Here is a 21,753-nt window from a genome sequence, read left to right as displayed (position 1 = left end):
GGCGTCACGGCCCTACCCCCGGTAGCCCTTGACCGCCGCATTGGTCCATACCAAACTCTCCTGCACACCCGTACGAGCCCCGTGCTCGTCCCCCCACGTCGGGCCTCTTCCCCTGTCCGCAGACAGAACAGGACCCCTCGTGAGTCACGAACCGGTGCGCCGACGGCTGCTCGCCCTCTTCTGTGTGTCCGCCTCCCTCGCCGCCGGCTGCGGCGTCCTGCCCGGTGGGAACGAGCGCCACACGGTCACGGTGTGGCTGATGAAGGACAGCGCGTCGAAGGAGTTCCTGCGCCGCTTCACCGAGGACTTCGAGCGCACGCACAAGAGCATCCGGCTCGACATCCGCATCCAGCAGTGGACCGGCATCGTCGACAAGGTGCAGTCGGCCCTGAAGGCACAGTCCAAGGACGGCCCCGACGTCATCGAGGTCGGCAACACCCAGGTCCCGCAGTACGTCGAGGACGGCCGGCTCACCGACATGACACTGGAGTCCGCGCGCGACTGGGGGATGTCGCACTGGCTGCCCGGCCTCGCCGAACCCGGACGGGACAACACCCAGCAGTACGGCATCCCCTGGTACGCGGCCAACCGCGTCGTCATCTACCGCAAGGACCTGTTCGAGAAGGCCGGCATCGACGCGCCGCCGAAGACCCGCGAGGAGTGGCTCAGCGACACCCAGAAGCTCAACTCCGGCGGCAACCAGGGCATTTACCTCGCCGGACAGGACTGGTACACCCTCTCCGGGTTCATCTGGGACGAGGGCGGCGACCTCGCCCGGGAGGCGGAGGGACGCTGGAAGGGCACCCTGGACACCCCGGCCGCCCTGCGCGGCATGGAGTTCTACCGCCGGTTGCAGGCGCTGGGCCGAGGACCCGTCGGCGCGGACGAGGAACACCCGCCCCAGGCGGGCGTGTTCGCGGACGGCAAGGTGGCACAGATCGTGGCCGTGCCGGGTCTCGCCCAGGCCATCGTGCAGCAGAACCCCGCGCTCGCCGACCAGTTGGGCTACTTCCCGGTCCCCGGCAAGACCGCCGGCCGTCCCGGCACCGTCTTCACCGGCGGCTCCGATCTCGTCGTACCGCAGAACACCGACCGGCCGTACGACGCCGCGGCCGTCGTCGGGGCGCTCGCCGGGGCCAAGTGGGACACCGAGCTGGCCCGCACCATGAACTACGTCCCCAACAAGACGACCCTGGCGAGCGCGGTCGCCGGGGCCGAGGGGGTCGCCGCCATGGCGGCCGGTGCCGCGCACGGCCGGGCGACCCCCAGCACCCCTCAGTGGACCGCGGTCGAGGCCGACAACCCGATCAAGGAGTACATGACCAGGGTGCTGCGCGGCGCGGACCCGGCGACCGAGGCCCGCCGCGCCTCCCGGCGGATCACCGAGGCCCTCGCACCCGACCTGGGCTGAGGCTCCGCACCCTGACCGGTGACGGGCGCGGGGCGCACCGGCCGCGCACGGTGCTCAGTGCTCAGTGCTCGTGAGCGATGCTCAGTGCTCAGTGCTCGCGCACGGTGCTCAGCGACAGGGCGAAACGGTTCTGCGGGTCGGTCCACCAGTCGGTCAGCGTCAGCCCTGCCGCGGCCAGTTCGGCGGAGATCCCCTCCTTCCGGAACTTCGCCGACACCTCGGTGCGCAGCTCCTCGCCCGCCGCGAACTCCACGGCCAGATCGACCGCGGGGATCTTCACGGTCTGGGCCGTACGGGAGCGCAGCCGCATCTCGATCCACTCGTTCCCGGCGTCCCACAGCGCCACATGCTCGAAGGCGTCCGGATCGAAGTCTGCGCCCAGTTCGCGGTTGACCACGGCCAGCACGTTCTTGTTGAACTCGGCCGTCACCCCGGCCGCGTCGTCGTACGCCCTGACCAGCACCTCCTCGTCCTTGACCAGGTCCGTGCCGAGCAGCAGCGCGTCGCCCGGCGACAGCAGCCCGCGCACCGACGCCAGGAACTCGGCGCGTTCGGCCGGCAGCAGATTGCCGATGGTGCCGCCCAGGAAGGCGACCAGCCGTGGACCGGGTGTGTCCGGCAGGGTCAGCCGGGCGGTGAAGTCCGCGATCAGTGCGTGCACGTCGATGTCCGGCCGCTCCTCGACGAGGGCCTGTCCGGCCTGGACGAGCGCGCTCTCGCTGACGTCCACGGGGACGTAGGTGTGCAGGTCGGTGAGCGCGTCGAGCAGGAAGCGGGTCTTCTCGGACGAGCCGGAACCCAGCTCGACCAGGGTGCGGGCGCGGGAGGCCGCCGCGATCTCGGCGGCCCGGGCGAGGAGGATCTCGCGCTCGGCGCGCGTCGGGTAGTACTCGGGCAGCTCGGTGATCTTGTCGAACAGTTCGCTGCCCCGGGCGTCGTAGAACCACTTCGGCGGCAGGGTCTTGGGAGTGACGGTGAGGCCGTCCCGGACGTCGGCGCGCAGCGCGGCGTCGGTCGCGTCCTCGGGAAGCGTGCGGGTGACGTGCAGGGAACTCACGTACAGGGCTCCTTCGATGATGGGGGTCCCCCCGCTCGAACGGAGCTGGGAGTGGGGGAGGGGGCCGGGTCCTCGACCGGGGTGAGCAGCACCCCCGCGCGGCTCGCCGTGAGCAGCGTGCGGTCGGGGACCTCCTGCCAGTGCGGGTCGTCGTCGTACGGCTCGGAGGCCACGACGGTGCGATCGCCGGGTTCCGCGAGGTAGAAGAGGGTGTCGCCCCAGGTGGTGGCGGCGACGGTCTCGCCGTCGGTGAGCAGCAGGTTGAGCCGGGAGGCCGGGGCCGCCTCGGCGACCTGCCGCACCGTGCCGGCCAGCGCCCGGCCCAGGTCGTCGCCGCCGCGCAACCGGTGCAGGACCAGGGCCCACACCAACGCCGAGTCGGTGCGCGCCTCCAGGGACAGCAGATCGACCGGAGGCAGTCCGGGGACGAGCGGCGCCGCCGACTGCGGCCAGCCCGCGACGGCGCCGTTGTGGCTGAACAGCCAGCGGCCCGCGGCGAACGGCGCCGCCGCGGCCTCCGCGTCGGCGCCCGCCAGGGTCGCGTCGCGCACCGCGGCGAGCAGTGCTCCGGTGCGGACGACCCGGGCCAGATCGGCGAAGGAGAGGTCCGCCCAGATCGGCCCGGCCCGCCGGTAGCGGGCCGGCACCGGATCGCCCGGGGCGTACCAGCCCACCCCGAAGCCATCGGCGTTGACCGTCCCGTACCGCTGCCGCCGCGGCGCCCACGACTGGCGGTACAGACCGTGCGGGGGCTCCACGAGCAGCCGGCCCAGCGGCTCCTCGGGGCCCAGATACGCCAGATGGCGGCACATCAGGCGCTCTCCGAGCGGGCGGTGCGGAACCCGGAGAAGATCTGCCGCCGGATCGGGTAGTCCCAGTTGCGGAACGTCCCCCGGCAGGCCACCGAGTCCACGGCGAACGAACCGCCGCGCAGCACCTTGTACTCGGACCCGAAGAACACCTCCGAGTACTCCTTGTACGGGAACGCCGCGAACCCCGGGTACGGCAGGAAGTCGCTCGCCGTCCACTCCCACACATCGCCGATCAACTGCCGTATCCCCAGCGGGGATTCACCGGCCGGATAGCTGCCTGCCGGGGCGGGCCGCAGATGGCGCTGGCCCAGGTTGGCGTGTTCCGGCGCCGGATCGGCGTCGCCCCACGGATAGCGCGTCGAGCGGCCTTGGGCGGGGTCGTACCGGGCCGCCTTCTCCCACTCCGCCTCGGTGGGCAGCCGGCGCCCGGCCCAGCGGGCGTAGGCGTCCGCCTCGTACCAGCACACGTGCAGCACCGGCTCGTCGGGCGGCACCACCTCGGTGACGCCGAAGCGGCGCCTGAGCCACTGCCCGCCGTCGCGGCTCCAGAACAGCGGTGCCGTGATGGAGTGCCGGCGTATGTGCTCCCAGCCCTCCGGCGTCCACCAGCGCTCCTGCTCGTAGCCGCCGTCCTCGATGAACGCCTGGTAGGCGGCGTTCGTCACGGGGGTGGTGTCGAGATGGAAAGGCGCCACCTCGACCTGGTGTGCCGGGCGTTCGTTGTCCAGCGACCATGGCTCGGTGGAGGTGCCCATGGTGAACGGGCCGCCGGGCACCAGTACTTCGGCGGGGCCGGTGAACGGCGGTGCCGGGTCCGGGTCCGGGGCGGTGAGGGCCTGCGGGCCCCTGCGCAGCTGATGGGTGATCAGCATGGTCTCGTCGTGCTGCTGTTCGTGCTGGGCGATCATTCCGAAGGCGAAGCCCGCCTCGGTCAGCCGGGTGCCGTGGAACGCCGTGCTCTCCAGCAGGTCCAGGGCGCGTCCGCGCACCTCGGCCGCGTAGCGGCGGGCCTCGGCGGGCGGCAGCAGCGGCAGCGACGGCCGCTCGGCACGCGGGTGCTCGAAGGCGTCGTACAGGCTGTCTATCTCGGGTCGCATCGCCTCCCGGCCGCCGACCGAGCGCAGCAGCCACAGCTCCTCCTGGTTGCCGATGTGGGCGAGGTCCCACACCAGCGGGGACATCAGCGGAGAGTGCTGGGCGGTGAGGTCGGGCTCCTCGACGCAGCTGGTCAGCAGCGTGGTGCGGGCACGGGCCGCGGTGAGCGAGGTCAGGGCGCGTCGGCGCAGGGTCTCGGGGTCGGTCTCGGGGGCGGTCATGTGAGGATGTCCTTCCCGTGGGCGGTGGGCGTCCCTCCGGTCGAGCCGAGCCGAGACTGGGGGAGTTCCGTTCCGTGCAGACGGTCCAGCAGATCGTCGGCGGGGCAGCGGCCCCGGACGACATAGCGGTTCAGGTACGCCGCGACGGCGTCCGTGACGTCGCGGGTCGCGCCGAGGCGGGGCAGGGCCTCCAGCGCCGCCGTGAAACAGGTGACGGCGGCCTCGCGCAGCTCGGGGTCGGCGAGCCCGGTCCGCGCCGCGTCGATCCACAGCGGATTGTGCGGCGCGGGGCGCGACAGGGCCCGCTCGGCCAGCGGCTTCACGGTCCGGTACGCGGTCTCGGCCGCCTCCGGGTCGTCGAACAGCGCCGCCGTCACCGCGAGCGGCACGATCCATCCGTCGTCGCCGGGCTGTGCGTCGATCATGCGCAGTTCCAGGTGGCCGCGCGGCCTGATCGGCGGGAACAGCGTCGTGACGTGGTAGTCGAGGTCCTCGCGGGTGGGCGGCCGGGGCGCCTTCGAGCGGGTCCACTCCCGGAAGGTGAGTCCATCGGGCACGTCCCACGGGCCGTCGTCGTGCCGTACGCACATCACCGGGGCGTCGAGGACGTGCCGGGCCCAGGCGTCGCGCGGCTCCCCGTTCAGTGCGGGAGCACCCGCCTGACCGGGGCCGATCTCCAGCCACAGCAGCTGCCGGGTGGACAGCCAGCCCGTGGGCTGCCGTCCCACCAGCGGGGAGTTGGCGAACGCGGCCACCAGCACCGGGCCCAGCTGATGCGCCAGCCACCAGCGGCGGCCGTGGCCCAGCGGGCCGGGCTCCTCGTAGCCGGCGTCCACGCACACCTGGACGGAGGCCGAGGTGCACATCATGTGCCGGCCGGCCGTGCCCCTGCGGTCGAGGCTGGTCTCCATGGCGTCGTAGCGCGGATCGCGCAGGAACCGGCGGGGCAGGTGCCAGGGGTCGTGACCGACGCCGACGAGACCGAGGCCGTCCTCGGCGAGGACCGCGCGGACGGCGTCCAGATCGGCGGAGACGGTACCGATGCACTCCATCAGGGAGGCGGCGGGCGGCGAGCTGAGTTCCAGCTGGCCGCCGGGCTCGACGGTGAGCGCCGACCTCAGGGGCACGGTACGCAGTGCGGCATAGGCCGCTTCGAGTCGTTCGGGTGTCACGGGGAGCTGCGGCTGCCGCAGCTCGTGGACCAGCCATTCCACTTCGACCCCGAGGCAGCGGGGCGGTCCGGTCTTGAAGCAGATGCCCCGGACCAGGGCCTCCACCTCGGCTTCGGTGACGGCGGTGCGTGGCTGCGTACAGTCGCTACAGTCACTCACCGAACCGGCACTGGATGTATCGGACATATCGCGATCCTCTCAGAGATTCCGCGATGCCACCGGTCGGGCGTTCGACGGCCCGCGCCCGGCGGCACTCGTCCCACCCAAGACCCTCGCCTCGATTCGCACAAGGGTGCACATAGGCGTGTTCGGGACTCGTCATATCCGTTTCCCGCGCGTTTCCAGGGCCGGGAAACTCTGTTGCACCCAAGGACCGGCATCGCTCACGATGCGTTCATGAACACGACGGGGGAGGCCGTGCGGCACGCGGTCGTGGCGCACACGGGGGTGGCGCCATGAGCGCGCGGCTGCGCGGTATCGCGACGGAGAACGAGCGGATCGTGGCGCAGGGGGCGTATCGCGCGCCCGGCGGTCACGAGGTGTCGCTCGCGGCCGGGATCGAGGCCGCGCGGGCGGGCACCCGTATGCACGGGCCCGACCCGGTCCCGTTCCCTCCGGCGGCGGCCGCGGCCACGGTCCTGGAGGTCACCGGCGAGAGCAGCCTGGAGGCGGCCCGCCGTGTCCCGGGACCGGTCGCGGTCCTGAACTTCGCCTCGGCCCGCAATCCGGGCGGCGGCTATCTGAGGGGCGCCCAGGCCCAGGAGGAGGCCCTGTGCCGCGCCTCCGCGCTGTATACGTGCCTGCTGCGGGCCCCGGAGTTCTACGAACACCACCGCGCCCACCGCGACCCGTTCTACACGGACCGTGTCATCCACTCACCGGCCGTGCCCGTCTTCCGCGACGACCGCGGCCGACTGCTCGACGAGCCGTACACGGCCGGATTCCTGACCTGCCCGGCCCCCAACGCCGGAGTCGTCCTGCGTACGGTTCCGGAGCGGGCGTCCGACCTGCCGCGGGCCCTCGCGGTGCGGGCCGAGCGGGTGCTGGAGACGGCCGCGGCGCACGGCTACCGGCGGCTGGTCCTCGGCGCCTGGGGCTGCGGAGTCTTCCAGAACGACCCCGCGCAGGTCGCGGGCGCCTTCCACGGGCTGCTCGGGCCCGGCGGGCGGTTCGCCGGGGCCTTCGAACACATCGTGTTCGGGATCCTGGACCGCACACCGGGAGCCGTGGTGCGAGCAGCCTTCGAACGGACGTTCGTGGAGCGTCAGGTCCAGCCGTAGCGCTCGTGCAGCCGCTGCCGCACCAGGTTGAACCGGCCGCGGTCCAGCGCGCACGCCTCCCGGCGCATGCCCTCCTCGTGCAGCCGCAGCACCCGGTCGACGTCCACCCATGAGTCGCGTCCCGTGCGGTCCCACGGCCCGCTGCCGATGGCCACCCACTCGCGGTCGCCGTCGTGCCTCTTGCTGGACAGCTGGACGGCGAGGAACGTCCCCTCGGCCTCCCGCGCCACGACCAGCACCGGCCGGTCCTTGCCCCGCCCGTCGTTCTCCTCGAAGGGCACCCAGGTCCACACGATCTCACCGGGATCCGGGTCGCCGTCGTGCGCGGGGGAGTACTCGGTGCGCACCCGGCCGACCGCACGGGGGTCGGCCTCGGTGGTGGCGGTGGGGCCGTGGCGGCCCGGAACGTTCTCTTCGGTAAACGCAGTCACGGGGGCACCTTAGAGGGTGCCCCCGCGACCGCGTCAGCCCGCCACCTACTCCTTCTCCACCGGCACCTTCTGCGCCGGCGGCGTCGCGATCCCGTTCAGGGACGAAGTCCCGCTCGGGGTCTGTCCGTTCTGGTTCATCGAGGCCAGCAGCTGACGCGCCAGGCCGAGACCGGTACCGCCCATGGTGAGCGCCTTGGCGAAGATGTCGGCCATGCCGTCGGCACCGTTGAGCAACACCATGTTGTCGACGTTGCCGAAGGCGGACGCGCCGGCCTTCACGATCTCCGGCCAGTTCTCGGCGAGTTGCTGGGCGACGACCGCCTCCTGGTTCTCGGCGAGGGCCGCGGCCCGCGCCTTGATGGCCTCCGCCTCGGCGAGACCCTTGGCCTTGGTCGCCTCGGCGTCCGCCAGGCCCTTGGCCTGTGCCGCGGCCGCCTCGGCCTCACCGGTGGCCCGGGTCGCCGCCGCCGATGCCTGACCACGGGCCTGCGTCGCCTCGGCCTCGGCGCTCGCGGCCGTCTTGACCCGGGTGGCCTCGGCGGCCGCAGCGAGTTCCGTCTCCTTGGCCTTGGCCTGGGCCCCCGAGATACGCGCGTCACGCTCGGCCTCGGCCAGCGTGCGCTTCTCGTAGGCCCGGGCGTCGGCCGGCTTGCGGATGTCCGCCTGGAGCTGCTGCTCCCGCCGGTGCGCCTCCAGTTCGGCGACCCGCGTCTCCTGGACGACGACCTCCTGCCGGGCGGCCGCGTCGGCGAGCGGTCCGGCCTGCCGGGCCTTCGCCCCCGCCTTGTCCCGCTCGGCCTGGTAGCCGGCCTGGAGGATCTCGCTGTCCCGGGTGGCCTCCGCCATCCGGGCGAACGACTGCTGCTCGGCCTCGGTGGCGAGACGGTTCGCCTCCGCCTGCGCGATGCGCGCGTCCCGCTGGACGGCCGCCGCGTGCGGGGCGGCCAGGTTCTGGATGTAGCCGGTCGGGTCCTCGATCTCGTGGATCTGCAGCGAGTCGACGATCAGGCCCAGCTTCTCCATCTCCGTGCCGCAGGCGGCGCGGGTCTGCCCGGTGAGCTTGTCCCGGTCGCGGATCATGTCCTCGACCGTCAGTCCGCCCACGATGGACCGCAGATGACCGGCGAAGACGATGTGCACGCGCTCCGACATCATCTTCTGCTGGTCCAGGAACCGGCGGGCCGCGTTGGCGATCGACACGAAGTCGTCGCCCACCTTGAAGATGACCACACCCCGCACCTTCAGCGGAATGCCCTGGTGGGTCACGCAGTCCACCGACAACTCGGTCTCGTTCAGGTCGAGGGAGAGCTTGCGCACCGCCTGCACACCGGGCAGCACCAGCGTGCCGCGCCCCGTGACGATGCGGAATCCCATGCCTTCCTCAAGGCCCTCGGTCCGATGCTTCGAACCGGAGATGATGAGCGCCTCGTTCGGTTCGGCGACCCGCCACATCATCTTGAACACACCGATCAACACGAGGACGGCAACGACCGCCGCCCCCGCAACGACGCCGACAACCATCGGCATACGCCCCCTTTGCATGGTGCCCTCTCGGCACCGAACGAAGGGAGTGTGCTCTCGCGGGGGCCCACGGAGAAGGTGCTGACGGATCCTTGTTGCAATCTTGATGCGAGGCTCTCACCTGGGGCGACGCATGCTCAACTGTCGTACGCCGCAGTGACGTAGACGGTTCGCGGCGGCAGGTGTTCCACCACCATCACCACCGTGCCCCGCTCCATCCGCCCCGTGCCGTCCGCGGCGTACGCGAGGAAGTGTTCCGCACCCCCGCGCACCCGGACGATCACCTCGCCGACGAGCCCGGGTCCGATCGTTCCGGTGACCCGCCCCATGAGCCCGACCATCGACGCATCGTCCATGGTCACAGGGTACGGGCCAAGCGCTGTCACGCGGCCGGGGCGTCGGCGACGGCGTGCTCCGGCGGCCACAGTTCGTGCCAGCGCAGCTCCGCCTCCAGCTGGGCGGCGACGGAGATCAGCAGGGCCTCGCTGTTCGCCGGGCCGAGCAGTTGGGCGCCGACCGGCAGCCCGCCGTCGACGAAGCCGGCCGGGACGTTCACCCCGGGCCAGCCCAGGACGTTCCACGGCCAGGCGTAGGGACACGCGGCGATGATGGCGCGGTCGGTGGCCAGCCCGCCCAGGTGCAGCATCGACCCGATACGGGGCGGGGGAGCGGCTGTCGTCGGGGCGAGGATGACGTCGTACGTCCCGAAGAAGCCGCCGATCCGCCGGTGCAGGGCCGCCTCCGCGCGCCGGGCCACCCGCAGCGGCGCCCCGCCGAGCAGTCGGCCCAGCCGGGCGGCGTCCCGGGTGCGGCGGTCCAGCAGGGCGGGGTCGGGTGTGTCGGCGACGTGCTCGGCGATGCCGACCGTGGCGCGCGGTACGAAGGTCAGCCCGATCTGGCCGTAGGGAGGGTCGGCCTCCTCCACGGTGTGCCCCAACGCGGCGAGTTTTTCGGCGAGTTCGAGGACCCTGGCCCGCACCTCGGGCTGGAGTCGGGCGGGTACCGCGGTGAACGGCGGCTTCAGCGACAGCGCGATGCGCAGCCGCCCGGGGTCCCGGCCGACCGCGTCCGAGGCCGTCAGCGCGGGCGGCTGGTGCGGGTCCCGGTCGTGGTTGCCGCTCGCCGCGTCGAGGAGCAGGGCCGCGTCGGCCACGGTCCGGGCCAGGGTGCCGTTGACCGTGATGCCCTGGAAGGCCTCGCCGCGCGGCCAGGTGGAGATGCGGCCGCGCTGCGGCTTGATGCCGATCAGATGGGTCCAGGAGGCCGGGATCCGTACCGAGCCGGCGCCGTCGGAGCCGAGCGCGGCCGGGACGAGCCCCGCGGCGACCGCCGCCGCCGAGCCGCCCGAGGAGCCGCCCGGGCTGTGGTCCGTGTGCCAGGGATTGCGGGTGTCGCCGAACGCGGGCCCCTCGGTGAACGGCCACTGACCGAGCTCACAGGTGTTCGTCTTGCCGACGATCACGGCTCCGGCCGCGCGCAGCCGCCGTACCGCCTCGCCGTCCTCGGCCACCGGCGGGAAGTCGCCCGGGCAGCCGAAGGCGGTCGGCTCGCCCGCGACGTCCGTGTCGTCCTTCACCGCCACCGGCACGCCGAGCAGCGGGCCGCGCTCTCCCGCGGCCAACGCCCGGTCGGCGGCGTCCGCTTCGGCGAGGGCCGCCTCGCCGCGTACGATCCGGAAGGCGTTCAGGGAGCCCTGGGTGGCCTCGATACGGGCGAGGGCCTGCTCGACCAGCCGACGGGAGGTCACCTCCCCCGCGGCCAGTGCGCGGGCGGACTCGGCCAGGCCTTGGGAACGGTCGGGAGTCATTGCGGGACCACCTCCGGAGCACGTTGTCTACCGGAGAGTAACGTCGGAACGGCCGGCGCAGTACAGGTTTCGCACAGGTGACGGCGAGCCGTGTCGAAAGCATTGACGTGCACCTGCCTCCCCTCTACTTTCTGCTCGACTTCTCGAACTTCGTCCGAAATATCGGACGTACGGAGTATGCATGAGATGCACGAGCCCCAGGGAGAGCCGCCCGTGACCCCACGTCCTTCCACCCCCTCCCGTCGCGCCCTGCTCCGCGCGATGGCCGCCCTGCCCGCGTCGGCCCTCGTCCTGGGCGAACTGCCCGGACTGCTCGGCACGGCCGCGGCCGCCGCCCCCGCGAGCGGCTCCGCCACCCGCTACACCATCGTGCCGTTCCTCAACAGCAACGACGGCACGGTGAACGTCTACCAGTCCGACGACGCCACCGACTTCCGCCTGCTGCGGGCCTCCGCGTACACCCCGCCCGCGGGCCGCATCCGGGACGCGAGCGTCCTCAAGCACACGGACGGCTACTACTACCTCACCTACACCACCCACACCTGGCAGGACGTCAGCACCACCATCGGCTTCGCGCGCAGCTCCGACCGGGCCAACTGGACCTTCCTGTACGACTACCCGGTGCCGATCACCAACCTCTCCCGCGCCTGGGCGCCCGAGTGGTTCGTGGACGGCGACGGCAGCGTCCACGTCATCGTGTCCTGCTCGACCGCCGACAACGAGTGGATCTTCACGCCGTATGCGCTGAAGGCCACCAACTCCGCCCTCACCGCATGGAGTTCACCGGTAGCCCTGTCCGGCATCGGCAGCAACCACATCGACACGTACATCGTGCGGATCGGCTCGACCTACCACGCCTTCACCAAGAACGAGACGGCCAAGTACATCGAGTACGGCACCGCCTCCAGCCTCACCGGCCCGTACACGATCTCCAGGACGGGCGACTGGGCGGGCTGGGGCAGCTATCGCGAGGGCCCCTCGGTGATCCAGCTCGACAACGGCGGCTGGCGGATCCTCTTCGACGGCTACGGCGACGGCACCTACTACTACAGCGACAGCTACGACACCTTCGCCACCTGGACCGCGCCGAAGGCACTGCCGGGCATCTCGGGCACGGCCCGCCACTTCACGGTCGTCAAGGAGACGGTGTCCGGCGGCGCGAGCATCACCAGGAACGTCACCCGCTCCATCCAGTCCGCCAACTACCCGACCCGGTACTGGGCGGAGCAGTCCGCCCTGCTCAACCTGCCGGTGGTGAGCGGCTCCAGCGCCACCGCCGACAAGCAGGCCGCCACGTTCACGGTCGTCGCGGGCCTCGCCGACGCCAACGGCTACTCCTTCCGCGACGCGTCCGGCAACTATCTGCGCCACTACAACTTCCGGGCCCGCTTCGACGCCAACGACGGCACGACGACGTTCGCGAAGGACGCCACGTTCATCGCGCGGGTGGGCTCCGCCACCGGCTCGGTGCGCTTCGAGTCGTACAACTACCCCGGCCACTACCTGCGCCACTACAACTACCAGCTCCGCGTGGACGTTTCGGACGGCACGGACCTGTTCCGCCAGGACAGCTCGTTCGTGCCGGTGACGGCCTGGGGCTGAGCGACCGGGGCACCGCGGCCCCCCGACGAAGATCACCGGGGGCCGCACGTCCGCCGGACCCAGCCCGTCTGCGCCGTTGGGCCAGGGCGCCCTCGTCGGTGAGGTGGTTCTGCAGCTCGGTGCCGACGATGCCCGGCTCGATCGCCGCGACCCGGACGCTCTTGGCGCCCAGCTCCGCCCGCAGGTGCCGGGAGAGACGAGTGACGTAGACCTGGGCGCGGAGTAGACGGCGAAGGCCGGGAAGACGTTCCACGCCGCGATCGAGGAGGTGTTGATCAGGGCGGCCACCCCGTGCTCACCCGCGGCCGCGACCAACTGCGGGGTGAACGCGCCGATGACGTTCATCAGGCCGGTGATGTTGAGGTCGATCTGGTGCTGCCACTGGGCGGCGGCCGCCCGAACCGCCGCCGCGTCGGTCACGTCGACCGCAAGGGCCAGAGCCTGGCGGCCGCCCTGGCTGACCCGAGTTCGCCACCTGGTGGAACGACCACCGGGCCCTTCGCCGTACCCACGGCACCAAGCACCACCGCCACCCCCTCGCCGGCCGGCCGGAGGCCGACGGCGGTGCCGCTCACAACGGCCCGCCCGGACCTGTGCGGCGGGCTTAACTCCCGATGATCGGCCGAGGTGATCTCGACGTAATCAGGGTTACGTACGTTCGCCCTGTACGAACCGGCCGATCAGCAGGGAGAGGAAGCGCCCGTGGCCACGCCCGACCCGCGGACCGACGGCAGCTCGACGGTGCGGACGGTCTGTTCGTACTGCGGCGTGGGCTGCGGCATGGTCCTCGACGTCGGACGCGCGGCGGACGGCCGCCGTACGGTGCTCAAGGCCTCCGGGGACAAGGAGCACCCGGCGAACCACGGGCGGCTGTGCACCAAGGGCGCCACCACGGCCGACATGCTGTCCGCCCCCGGTCGGCTGACCACGGCCCTGCTCCGGCCCGAACGGGGTGAGGAGCCGGTCCCCGCCCCCATGGACGCGGCGATCGACGAGACCGGCCGGCGGCTGCGCGCGATCATCGACCGGCACGGCCCGGACGCCGTCGCCCTCTATGTCTCCGGGCAGCTGAGCCTGGAGGCGCAGTACCTCGCCAACAAGCTGGCCAAGGGGTTCATCCGTACCAACCAGATCGAGTCCAACTCCCGGCTGTGCATGGCGAGCGCCGGCACCGGCTACAAGCTCTCGCTCGGCGCGGACGGCCCGCCCGGCTCGTACGAGGACCTCGACCAGGCCGACGTCTTCCTCGTCATCGGCTCCAACATGGCCGACTGCCACCCCATCCTCTTCCTGCGCATGATGGACCGGGTGAAGTCGGCCGGCGCCAAGCTGATCGTCGTCGACCCGCGCCGCACCGCGACGGCCGCCAAGGCCGACCTCTTCCTGCAGCTCAGGCCCGGCACCGACCTCGCCCTGCTGAACGGCCTGCTGCACCTCCTGCACGAGAACGGCCACACCGACCCCGACTTCATCGCCGCCCACACCGAGGGCTGGGAGGCGATGCCCGCATTCCTCGCCGACTACCCACCCACCACCGTCGCCGAACTCACCGGCATCCCCGAGGCCGATCTCCGCGAGGCCGCCCGGCTGATCGGCGAGGCGGGGGAGTGGACCAGCTGCTGGACCATGGGCCTCAACCAGTCCACCCACGGCACCTGGAACACCAACGCCCTGATCAACCTCCACCTCGCGACCGGAGCGATCTGCCGCCCCGGCAGCGGCCCCTTCTCCCTCACCGGCCAGCCCAACGCGATGGGCGGACGGGAAATGGGGTACATGGGGCCGGGGCTGCCCGGACAGCGGTCCGTCCTCGTCGACGACGAGCGCGCCTTCGCCGAGGAGCTGTGGGAGCTGCCCCCGGGCACGATCCGCGCGGACGGCGTAGGCAAGGGCACCGTCGAACTGTTCCGGAAGATGGCCGACGGGGACATCAAGGCCTGCTGGATCATCTGCACCAACCCGGTCGCCTCCGTCGCCAACCGCAAGACGGTCATCGAGGGCCTGGAGGCCGCCGAGTTCGTCGTCACCCAGGACGTCTTCACCGACACCGAGACCAACGCGTACGCCGACGTCGTGCTGCCCGGCGCGCTGTGGACCGAGACCGAGGGCGTCCTCGTCAACAGCGAACGCAACCTCACCCTCGCCAGGCCCGCCGCCGACCCGCCCGGCGAGGCCATGGCGGACTGGCGGATCATCGCGGCCGTCGCCCGCGCGATGGGCTACGAGAAGGGGTTCGCGTACGACAGCGCCGAGCAGGTCTTCGAGGAGATCAAACGCGCCCGGAACCCGAAGACCGGCTACGACCTGCGGGGCGTCACCTACGAGCGGCTGCGCTCCACCCCCGTCCAGTGGCCCGCTCCGACCCCCGACGGCCCCGACCGCAACCCCGTCCGGTACCTCGCCCCGGACGGCACCCTCACCTTCCCCACCGCCACCGGCCGGGCCGTCTTCCACGCCCGCCCGCACCTCCCGCCCGCCGAGCTGCCGGACGACGACTACCCGTACGTCCTCAACACCGGCCGCCTCCAGCATCAGTGGCACACCCTGACCAAGACGGCGAAGGTGGCAAAGCTCAGCAAGCTCAACCCCGGGCCCTTCGTGGAACTGCACCCCGAGGACGCGGCCGGACTCGGCATCGAGGACGGCGACTCGGTGGAGGTCGCCTCCCGGCGCGGCAGGGCCGTGCTGCCCGCGGTCGTCACCGACCGGGTACGGCCGGGCTGCTGCTTCGCGCCCTTCCACTGGAACGACCTGTTCGGCGAGTATCTGAGCGTCAACGCGGTGACCAGCGACGCGGTCGACCCGCTGTCCTTCCAGCCGGAGCTGAAGGTGTGCGCGGTGTCGCTGACCAAGGTGTCGACGGCGGTCGCCGTGCAGACGCCGGGGACCGAGGAGACGCCGGCCGGTGCTCTCACGCCCACGGCCGTGCTGCCCCCCGCCGCCTCCGTCTTCGGCCTGGAGCCCACCCCGCCGCCGGTCCTCACCGACCGCGAACGGCAGTACCTGGTCGGCTTCCTCGCCGGCATCCCGGTCGGCGCCCCCGGCGTTCCCGTCCTGCCGCCGGACGCGCCCTTCAGCCCCGAACACGCGCTGTGGGTGAACGGCACGCTCGCCGGCATGTACTCCCGCACCGCCGCCGCCCCGGCCGCCGAACCGGCCGTCGGCCGCCGGGTCGTGATCCTGTGGGCGTCCCAGACCGGCAACGCCGAGGAGTTCGCCGCCGCCACCGCAGAGCGGCTCACCGCCGAGGGCCACGCCCCGTCCCTCGTCGCCATGGACGAGACCGACCCGGCCGCCCTGCCCTCCGACGCCGATCTGCTGCTCATCACCAGCACCTTCGGCGACGGCGACGCCCCCGACAACGGCACCGGCTTCTGGGACAGCCTCGCCGCGCCCGGCGTCGACCGCCTGGAGGGGCGCCGCTATGCGGTGCTCGCACTCGGCGACTCGTCGTACGACGACTTCTGCGGCCACGGCCGGCGTCTGGACCGGCGGATGGACGAGCTCGGCGCGGTACGGCTCGCGCCGCGCACGGACTGCGAACCGGACTACGAGAAGGCCGCACACGGCTGGCTCGACCAGGTGCTCACGGCCCTCACCGGCACCTCGAAACCGACACCAGCATCGGCATCGGCACCGGCACCGGCGCCGGTGACCGCCCGCCCCAAGCGCCCCGCCCCGATCACCGCGCGCCTCATGGGCAACCGGCTGCTGAGCCTGCCGGGCGCTGGCAAGGAGGTCCGCCGGTTCACCTTCGACACCCGCGACAGCGAGACCCCGCTGGTCTACGAGACGGGTGACGCGCTGGGCGTCCGCCCCCTCAACTCCCTTGATCTGGTGGAGGAATGGCTGACCGGCACCGGACTCGACGCCGAAACCGGCGTGGCGATCGACGGAGTCGGTGAAGTTCCCTTCTCCGCGGCCCTTTTGCGGCATCTGGACATCACCCGGATCACCCCGGACCTGCTCCGCTTCGTCGCCGAACGCGCCTGCGACCCGCGCGAGTTGCGCAAGCTCCTGCGCCCCGACAACAAGGACGAGCTGGCCAAGTGGTCCTGGGGGCGGCAGGCGATCGACGTCGTCGCCGAGTTCGGGATCCGCGCCGAGGCCAAGGAGTGGGCCGGCGTACTCGGCAAGCTGCAACCGCGCCTGTACTCCATATCCTCCAGCCCGCTCACCGACCCCCACCGGGTGTCCCTCACCGTCTCGGTCGTGCGCTACGAGAACCTGCACGGCAAGCCGCGTCAGGGCGTCTGCTCCCCGTTCCTCGCCGACGCCGGGCCGGACACGGCCGTACCGGTGCACGTCCAGCGCTCGCCGCACTTCCGGCCGCCCGCCGACCCGGGGACACCCATGGTGATGGTCGGCCCCGGCACCGGCGTCGCGCCCTTCCTCGGCTTCCTGGAGGAGCGCCGGGCCCGCGGCCACCGCGCCCCCAACTGGCTGTTCTTCGGCGAACAGCACCGGGCCACCGACTTCTACTACGAGGAGGAGCTGACCGCCTTCCTGGCCGACGGCACCCTGGACCGCCTCGACACCGCCTTCTCCCGTGACCAGCGGGCCAAGGTCTATGTCCAGGACCGGATGCGCGAACACGGACCCCTGCTGTGGTCCTGGCTCCGTGACGGCGCGCACTTCTACGTGTGCGGCGACGCCTCCCGCATGGCCAAGGACGTGGAACGGGCACTGCGGGACATCGCCGTGGTGCACGGCGGGCTGACGGAGGAGGACGCGACGGCGTACGTCAAACAACTCGGTACCGACCGCCGATACGTCCGGGACGTCTACTGACCGCGGCGGTCGCCGCCCGTGGACGGCGGCGACCCGCGGAGGGCGGCCCCGGCACGCAACCAAGGGCGCGGTCCGTCCCTCATATCTGTCGAGACGAGTCGTGACGCACCGGTAGTCGTGACGCACCGACAATCGACAGGAGCCCTCGTTTGGACGCCAACGAGTCCTTGCGGCCCCGTCAGGCCGACGGGTTTTCCCGTCGGAGATTCATGGTCTACACACTGGCGGCGACCACATTGACCGTCGCCGCCCCGCTCGGCTGCGACACACCGTCCGCGGAAGGCGCCGAACCCACCGCGGAGGGCGCGCGCCGGGCCTCCGACGTCCTGGTGACCGGCATCGACGAGGAGATGCTGGTCCTGGAGGTCACCGCGGCGAACCGGATCGTCGTGCGGCTGCCGCGCCTGGAGGTCGGCCAGGGCATCACCACCGCGGTCGCCATGATGATCGCCGAGGAACTGGACGCCCGCCTGGCCGATGTCTCCATCCCGCTCGCCGACGCCCGCGCCAAGGGCAACCAGTACACCGGCGGTTCGAGTTCGGTCAGTTCGCTGTACGGACCGGCCCGGCAGCTCGCCGCCACCGCACGCGCCCGACTGGTGACCGCGGCCGCCCGGCGGTGGCATCTGCCCGCGCGGCTGCTGCGGACCCGCGACACCATGGTCGTCGCGCCGGACGGGCGCACCGCCACCTTCGGGTCGCTCACCGAGAGCGCCGCGCGCATCCGCCGCCCGGACGTGCCCGACCGGCCCAAGCCGGCCTCCCGGCACCGGGTGATCGGACGGCCGGCGAACCGGATCGACGCCCGGGACATCGTCACCGGCCGGGCCGAGTACGCGGGCGACCTGTCGGCTGCCGGAGCGAAGCCGACCGTGGTGGCCAGGCCGCCGACGGTCAGGGGAAAGCTCGTCTCGGTCGACGACGCGGCGGCCCGGGCCATGCCGGGGGTCCTCGCCGTGGTCAAGGCGGCCGGTGGGGTCGCCGTCGTCGCGGAGACCTTCCACCATGCCCTCAAGGCTCGGGACGCGTTGCGCATCACCTGGGCCGCGGGCCCGCTCGCCCCGCTCTCGGACGCGGGCATCCGCACCCGGCTCAAGGGCGCGGTCCCCCGCCTCTCCACCCCGCCGCGCGGATCGACGCAGGTCCAGGGCGAGTTCGAGTTCGCCTTCGTCAGCCATGCCCCGATGGAGGTGCTGACCGCCGTGGCCGACGTACACGCCGACCACGCGGAGTTCTGGTTCTCCTCGCAGACACCGATGGACGCCCGGGACACCCTGGCCGATCTGCTCCGGCTGCCGAAGTCCAAGGTCCGGGTCCATGTGGTGCGCGGCGGCGGCTCGTTCGGGCGGCGGCTGAACTTCGACGCCGCGATCGAGGCGGCCCTGATCTCCAAGGCGGCCCGCCGCCCGGTGAAGCTGATGTGGACCCGCAACGACGACATCCGGCACGGCCGGATGCGCCCGGCCAGCCACCACCGGATCCGCGCCAGCGTCGTGCGCGGCCGGGTGGTCGCCTTCGAGCACGCGATGGCCTCGGTGGGCGAGTCGTCCCAGGGCAAGGGACCGACCGCGCAGGGCGGGGCGGCTCCCGCCGCGCTCGGCACCCGTCGTACACCCGCTGCCGGCCCGCTGCCCAGCGACAGCGGTCTGTACAACTTCGGCCGGGTGTCCGGGAATTCGGGCGGTATCGAGCTGCCGATACCGCTCGGTGCCTGGCGGTCCGTGGACTCCGGCACGATGCGGACCGCGGAGGAGGTCGTCGTCGACGAGGTCGCCCGCAGTCTGGGCAAGGACCCGGTCGCGTTCCGGCGCACCACTCTGCGGAGCAAGGCCGTGAAGGCCGTGCTCGACAAGGTCGCGGCCGCCGGGCACTGGGGCCGCGCCATGCCGGCCGGCACGGCCCAGGGTGTGGCCGTCCACGAGGAGTACGGCTCCTGCGTGGCCTGCCTCGCCGAGATCGACGTCACCGACCCGAAGCAGCCCAGGGTGACCAAGGTGGTGATGGCGGCGGACGTCGGGACCGCCGTCAACCCGCGCGGTCTTCAGGCCCAGCTCATGGGCACCGCGATGGACGGGATCTCCACCGTGCTCCAGGCCGGTCTGCACATCGACCGGGGCGCCGTCCGCGAGGGCAGCTTCGCCGACTTCCGCTATGCCCGCCAGGCGCAGGCCCCGCTGCACTTCGAGGCGTACGTCATGCCCTCCCGCGGGGAGCCGGGCGGGGCGGGTGAACTCGGCGTGCCGGCCGCTTCCGGCGCCGTCGCCAACGCCTACGCCCGGGCGACCGGCACCAAGCCCCGCCGCTTCCCCCTCGACTTCTGATCAGCCGCCGATCGACTCCGAGAAGGCTCCGATGCGTTCGTACTCCTTCGTCCTCAACGGGAAACCGGTCACCGTGGAGGCACCCGCCGACATGCCGCTGCTGTGGGTGCTGCGCGACATGCTCGGGGTGACCGGCCCCAAGTACGGCTGCGGGGTGGGCATCTGCCGCGCCTGCACCAGCCATCTCGACGGCGCGGAGATCCAGCCCTGCGTCGTACCGGTCGCGGACTGCGCGGACCGCAGCGTCACCACGATCGAGGGCCTGGCCGACGGTGACACCCTCCACCCCGTGCAACAGGCCTGGATCGACTGCGACGTGGCACAGTGCGGCTTCTGCCAGCCGGGCCAGATCATGGCCGCGGCGGCCCTGCTGAAGAAGACGCCCCACCCGACGGACGCCGACATCGACCGCATCGAGAACGTCTGCCGCTGCGGCACGTACTTCCGCGTCCGGGAAGCGATCAAGAAGGCGTCGGCCGCCGGCCCACCGAAGGAGCACTGACGAAGGTGCCGTGACGCTGCCGCTCGTGCCCGGATCGAGGACTGCTGAAGGGCCTTGGCCCGGTCGGCCGTCCAAGTCCTAATCTCGCTCCTGTCGTTGCGGGCCCGGGCGGAACGGAGACGGACATGCGGGTGGGCGTGCACATCAACCGGTTCAACCATTCCGAGGGTGCTCCCGCGCTCGCCGCCGAACTGGCCGCGGCGGGCAGCGCGGCCGAGGCGGCGGGCGTGAGCTGGCTCTCGGTGATGGACCACTACTTCCAGATGGAGATCAACGGCGGCGCCGAGGACCCCATGCTGGAGGCATACTCGACCCTCGGCTACCTTGCGGGCCGGACCTCGACCGTCCGGCTCGGCGCGCTGGTCACCGGGGTGACGTACCGTCACCCCGGCCTGCTCGCCAAGATCGTCACCACCCTCGACGTCCTGTCAGGCGGCCGGGCCACGCTGGGCATCGGAGCGGCCTGGTACGACCGTGAGCACCACGGCCTCGGCGTGCCGTACCCGCCGCTCGCGGAGCGGTTCGAGCGGCTGGAGGAGACCCTGCGGATCTGCCTGCAGATGTGGGACCCGCAGAACAACGGCCCGTTCGAGGGGGAGCACTACCGGCTCGCCGAGACGCTGTGCGTGCCGGGGCCGGTCAGCGCCCCGCACCCGGAGATCATGATCGGCGGCACGGGCGAGAAGAAGACGCTGCGTCTGGTCGCCCAGTACGCGGATGCCTGCAATCTGATCGCCACGTCCCCGGAGCAGCTCCGCCACAAGCTCGACGTGCTGCGCGGGCACTGCGACGCCCTCGGCCGTGACTACGACGCGATCCGCAAGACCATCGGTTACATGGGCGAGTCGGCCACCGCCGAGGACCTCGACGCGTTCCTGACCGACATCAGCGGCTACACCAAGCTCGGCATCGACACCGTCGTCCTCTTCCCGTTCCTGGGCGAGCCCGCCGGATGGATCGAGCGCTTCGCCGCCCCGGTGGCCGAGCGGCTGGCCGAGCTGGAGTGACGGGGATGCGGCAGGGGCCGGAGCTCCTGGAGCTCCGGCCCCTGCGGGACTCGCGACGGCCCGGCTCAGGCAGCCGCGCCCACGGTGCCGTGCAGCTGCGCCACGACGTCGGTCAGCGCGGCGGCGACCTCGGCGTCGTCGGCCGGGTGGGTCTCGGCGAAGCGGGTCAGCGAGCCGGGGATGGACAGCTTGGCGTCCTCCAGCACCTTGCCGCCGGCGATGCCCACGGCCTTGCGGGCCTCGTCCTGGGCCCACACACCGCCGTACTGGCCGAAGGCGGTGCCGACCACGGCGACCGGCTTGCCCCCGAAGGCGCCGGCGCCGTACGGGCGGGACAGCCAGTCGATGGCGTTCTTCAGGACGGCCGGGATGGTGCCGTTGTACTCGGGGGAGAACAGCAGGAACGCGTCGGCGGCCTGCGCGGCCGCGCGCAGCTCGGCGGCGGCCTCGGGGACGCTGCCCTCGACGTCGATGTCCTCGTTGTAGAAGGGGATGTCGGCCAGGCCCTCGAACAGAGCGATCTCGGCGCCCTCGGGAGCGTGCTTGACGGCGGCCTCGGCGAGCTGGCGGTTGGTCGAACCGGCGCGAAGGCTGCCGACGAGCGCGAGGATACGGACGGACATGGGGAACTCCAGGGGGCTGAAACAGTGCGGTCACGATCCGGACCGGGGTCCGCTTATTGTTGTAACACCATAACCGGACCGCGGTCCAGTTTTCTTCCCG

16 protein-coding genes and 1 pseudogene are annotated in these 21,753 nt (G+C 72.0%); 7 read left to right on the top strand and 10 right to left on the bottom strand.

Annotated features, from left to right (window positions below):
* Window positions 1-154 precede the first annotated feature (154 nt).
* Window positions 155-1,411 carry an extracellular solute-binding protein gene (locus AB0I54_RS24135; RefSeq protein ID WP_363298210.1) on the top strand — a complete coding sequence of 419 codons (1,257 nt, stop codon included), beginning with the start codon at window positions 155-157 and terminating at the stop codon, window positions 1,409-1,411.
* A gap of 88 nt (window positions 1,412-1,499) precedes the next feature.
* On the opposite strand, the gene egtD is transcribed toward AB0I54_RS24135, so the two are convergent.
* Genes egtD through egtA form a run of 4 tightly spaced genes read right to left on the bottom strand, consistent with a single transcriptional unit; the run spans window position 1,500 to window position 5,954 of the window.
* Window positions 1,500-2,468 carry an L-histidine N(alpha)-methyltransferase gene (gene egtD / locus AB0I54_RS24130; RefSeq protein WP_363298191.1) on the bottom strand — a complete coding sequence of 323 codons (969 nt, stop codon included), beginning with the start codon at window positions 2,466-2,468 and terminating at the stop codon, window positions 1,500-1,502.
* Window positions 2,465-3,280 carry an ergothioneine biosynthesis protein EgtC gene (gene egtC / locus AB0I54_RS24125; protein WP_363298190.1) on the bottom strand — a complete coding sequence of 272 codons (816 nt, stop codon included), beginning with the start codon at window positions 3,278-3,280 and terminating at the stop codon, window positions 2,465-2,467. Before egtC ends, egtD begins: the two co-directional genes overlap by 4 nt.
* On the bottom strand, window positions 3,280-4,596 hold the full coding sequence (gene egtB / locus AB0I54_RS24120) for an ergothioneine biosynthesis protein EgtB (RefSeq protein ID WP_363298189.1): 1,317 nt from the start codon (window positions 4,594-4,596) through the stop codon (window positions 3,280-3,282). Before egtB ends, egtC begins: the two co-directional genes overlap by 1 nt.
* Complete coding sequence (gene egtA / locus AB0I54_RS24115) at window positions 4,593-5,954, bottom strand: ergothioneine biosynthesis glutamate--cysteine ligase EgtA (RefSeq protein WP_363298188.1); 1,362 nt, start codon at window positions 5,952-5,954, stop codon at window positions 4,593-4,595. The genes egtB and egtA overlap by 4 nt, the downstream gene beginning before the upstream one ends.
* A 269-nt stretch (window positions 5,955-6,223) precedes the next feature.
* Between egtA and AB0I54_RS24110 the strand changes: the two genes are divergently transcribed.
* Complete coding sequence (locus AB0I54_RS24110; RefSeq protein ID WP_363298187.1) at window positions 6,224-7,048, top strand: TIGR02452 family protein; 825 nt, start codon at window positions 6,224-6,226, stop codon at window positions 7,046-7,048.
* On the opposite strand, the gene AB0I54_RS24105 is transcribed toward AB0I54_RS24110, so the two are convergent.
* The 4 genes from AB0I54_RS24105 to AB0I54_RS24090 form a co-directional block, all read right to left on the bottom strand.
* The gene (locus AB0I54_RS24105) at window positions 7,033-7,479 is read right to left on the bottom strand and encodes a type II toxin-antitoxin system PemK/MazF family toxin (RefSeq protein WP_363298186.1); all 447 of its coding nucleotides are present in this window, start codon (window positions 7,477-7,479) and stop codon (window positions 7,033-7,035) included. The genes AB0I54_RS24110 and AB0I54_RS24105 overlap by 16 nt on opposite strands.
* 45 nt (window positions 7,480-7,524) lie before the next feature.
* A complete protein-coding gene (locus AB0I54_RS24100; protein WP_363298185.1) occupies window positions 7,525-9,006 on the bottom strand; it encodes an SPFH domain-containing protein in 1,482 nt (493 codons plus the stop codon).
* Window positions 9,007-9,137: 131 nt separating this feature from the next.
* On the bottom strand, window positions 9,138-9,356 hold the full coding sequence (locus tag AB0I54_RS24095) for a hypothetical protein (protein ID WP_363298183.1): 219 nt from the start codon (window positions 9,354-9,356) through the stop codon (window positions 9,138-9,140).
* 26 nt (window positions 9,357-9,382) lie between these two features.
* Window positions 9,383-10,807, bottom strand: a complete 1,425-nt coding sequence (locus tag AB0I54_RS24090) for an amidase (protein ID WP_363298182.1) — start codon at window positions 10,805-10,807, stop codon at window positions 9,383-9,385.
* Between the two features lie 213 nt (window positions 10,808-11,020).
* Here AB0I54_RS24090 and AB0I54_RS24085 point away from each other — a divergent pair, with 213 nt between their 5' ends.
* Complete coding sequence (locus tag AB0I54_RS24085) at window positions 11,021-12,409, top strand: glycoside hydrolase family 43 protein (protein WP_363298181.1); 1,389 nt, start codon at window positions 11,021-11,023, stop codon at window positions 12,407-12,409.
* A gap of 276 nt (window positions 12,410-12,685) precedes the next feature.
* Here AB0I54_RS24085 and AB0I54_RS24080 read toward each other — a convergent pair.
* Window positions 12,686-12,754 (bottom strand): annotated as a pseudogene (locus AB0I54_RS24080) (SDR family NAD(P)-dependent oxidoreductase); the annotation flags it as partial.
* A 357-nt stretch (window positions 12,755-13,111) separates the two neighbouring features.
* Here AB0I54_RS24080 and AB0I54_RS24075 point away from each other — a divergent pair.
* The 4 genes from AB0I54_RS24075 (at window position 13,112) to AB0I54_RS24060 (ending at window position 21,030) form a co-directional block, all read left to right on the top strand.
* Entirely contained in the window at window positions 13,112-17,200 is a 4,089-nt protein-coding gene (locus tag AB0I54_RS24075; RefSeq protein ID WP_363298180.1) for a bifunctional nitrate reductase/sulfite reductase flavoprotein subunit alpha, read from the top strand.
* 209 nt (window positions 17,201-17,409) lie between these two features.
* Window positions 17,410-19,521, top strand: a complete 2,112-nt coding sequence (locus tag AB0I54_RS24070) for a molybdopterin cofactor-binding domain-containing protein (RefSeq protein ID WP_363298179.1) — start codon at window positions 17,410-17,412, stop codon at window positions 19,519-19,521.
* Window positions 19,522-19,552: 31 nt separating this feature from the next.
* Window positions 19,553-20,023: a (2Fe-2S)-binding protein gene (locus AB0I54_RS24065; RefSeq protein WP_363298178.1), complete on the top strand. Its 471-nt coding sequence runs from the start codon at window positions 19,553-19,555 to the stop codon at window positions 20,021-20,023.
* 125 nt (window positions 20,024-20,148) lie between these two features.
* Window positions 20,149-21,030: an LLM class F420-dependent oxidoreductase gene (locus AB0I54_RS24060; RefSeq protein ID WP_363298177.1), complete on the top strand. Its 882-nt coding sequence runs from the start codon at window positions 20,149-20,151 to the stop codon at window positions 21,028-21,030.
* A 65-nt stretch (window positions 21,031-21,095) separates the two neighbouring features.
* On the opposite strand, the gene AB0I54_RS24055 is transcribed toward AB0I54_RS24060, so the two are convergent.
* Window positions 21,096-21,653, bottom strand: coding sequence for an NAD(P)H-dependent oxidoreductase (locus AB0I54_RS24055; protein WP_363298176.1), 558 nt, complete (start codon window positions 21,651-21,653; stop codon window positions 21,096-21,098).
* Window positions 21,654-21,753: the final 100 nt, after the last annotated feature.

The sequence above is a fragment of the Streptomyces sp. NPDC050625 genome, from assembly GCF_040654755.1.
Taxonomy (GTDB): Bacteria; Actinomycetota; Actinomycetes; order Streptomycetales; family Streptomycetaceae; genus Streptomyces.
Note: the sequence above shows the minus strand (reverse complement) of the source record. Positions and strands in the feature narration are given on the sequence as shown.

Bases quoted from the DNA above. Each gene is read 5' to 3' on its own strand.
- AB0I54_RS24110 (WP_363298187.1), top strand. From the start codon at position 6,224: ATGAGCGCGCGGCTGCGCGGTATCGCGACGGAGAACGAGCGGATCGTG.
- egtA (WP_363298188.1), bottom strand. From the start codon at position 5,954: ATGTCCGATACATCCAGTGCCGGTTCGGTGAGTGACTGTAGCGACTGT.
- AB0I54_RS24065 (WP_363298178.1), top strand. From the start codon at position 19,553: ATGCGTTCGTACTCCTTCGTCCTCAACGGGAAACCGGTCACCGTGGAG.
- egtC (WP_363298190.1), bottom strand. From the start codon at position 3,280: ATGTGCCGCCATCTGGCGTATCTGGGCCCCGAGGAGCCGCTGGGCCGG.
- AB0I54_RS24100 (WP_363298185.1), bottom strand. From the start codon at position 9,006: ATGCCGATGGTTGTCGGCGTCGTTGCGGGGGCGGCGGTCGTTGCCGTC.
- AB0I54_RS24090 (WP_363298182.1), bottom strand. From the start codon at position 10,807: ATGACTCCCGACCGTTCCCAAGGCCTGGCCGAGTCCGCCCGCGCACTG.
- egtB (WP_363298189.1), bottom strand. From the start codon at position 4,596: ATGACCGCCCCCGAGACCGACCCCGAGACCCTGCGCCGACGCGCCCTG.
- AB0I54_RS24060 (WP_363298177.1), top strand. From the start codon at position 20,149: ATGCGGGTGGGCGTGCACATCAACCGGTTCAACCATTCCGAGGGTGCT.
- AB0I54_RS24055 (WP_363298176.1), bottom strand. From the start codon at position 21,653: ATGTCCGTCCGTATCCTCGCGCTCGTCGGCAGCCTTCGCGCCGGTTCG.
- AB0I54_RS24095 (WP_363298183.1), bottom strand. From the start codon at position 9,356: ATGGACGATGCGTCGATGGTCGGGCTCATGGGGCGGGTCACCGGAACG.
- AB0I54_RS24070 (WP_363298179.1), top strand. From the start codon at position 17,410: ATGGTCTACACACTGGCGGCGACCACATTGACCGTCGCCGCCCCGCTC.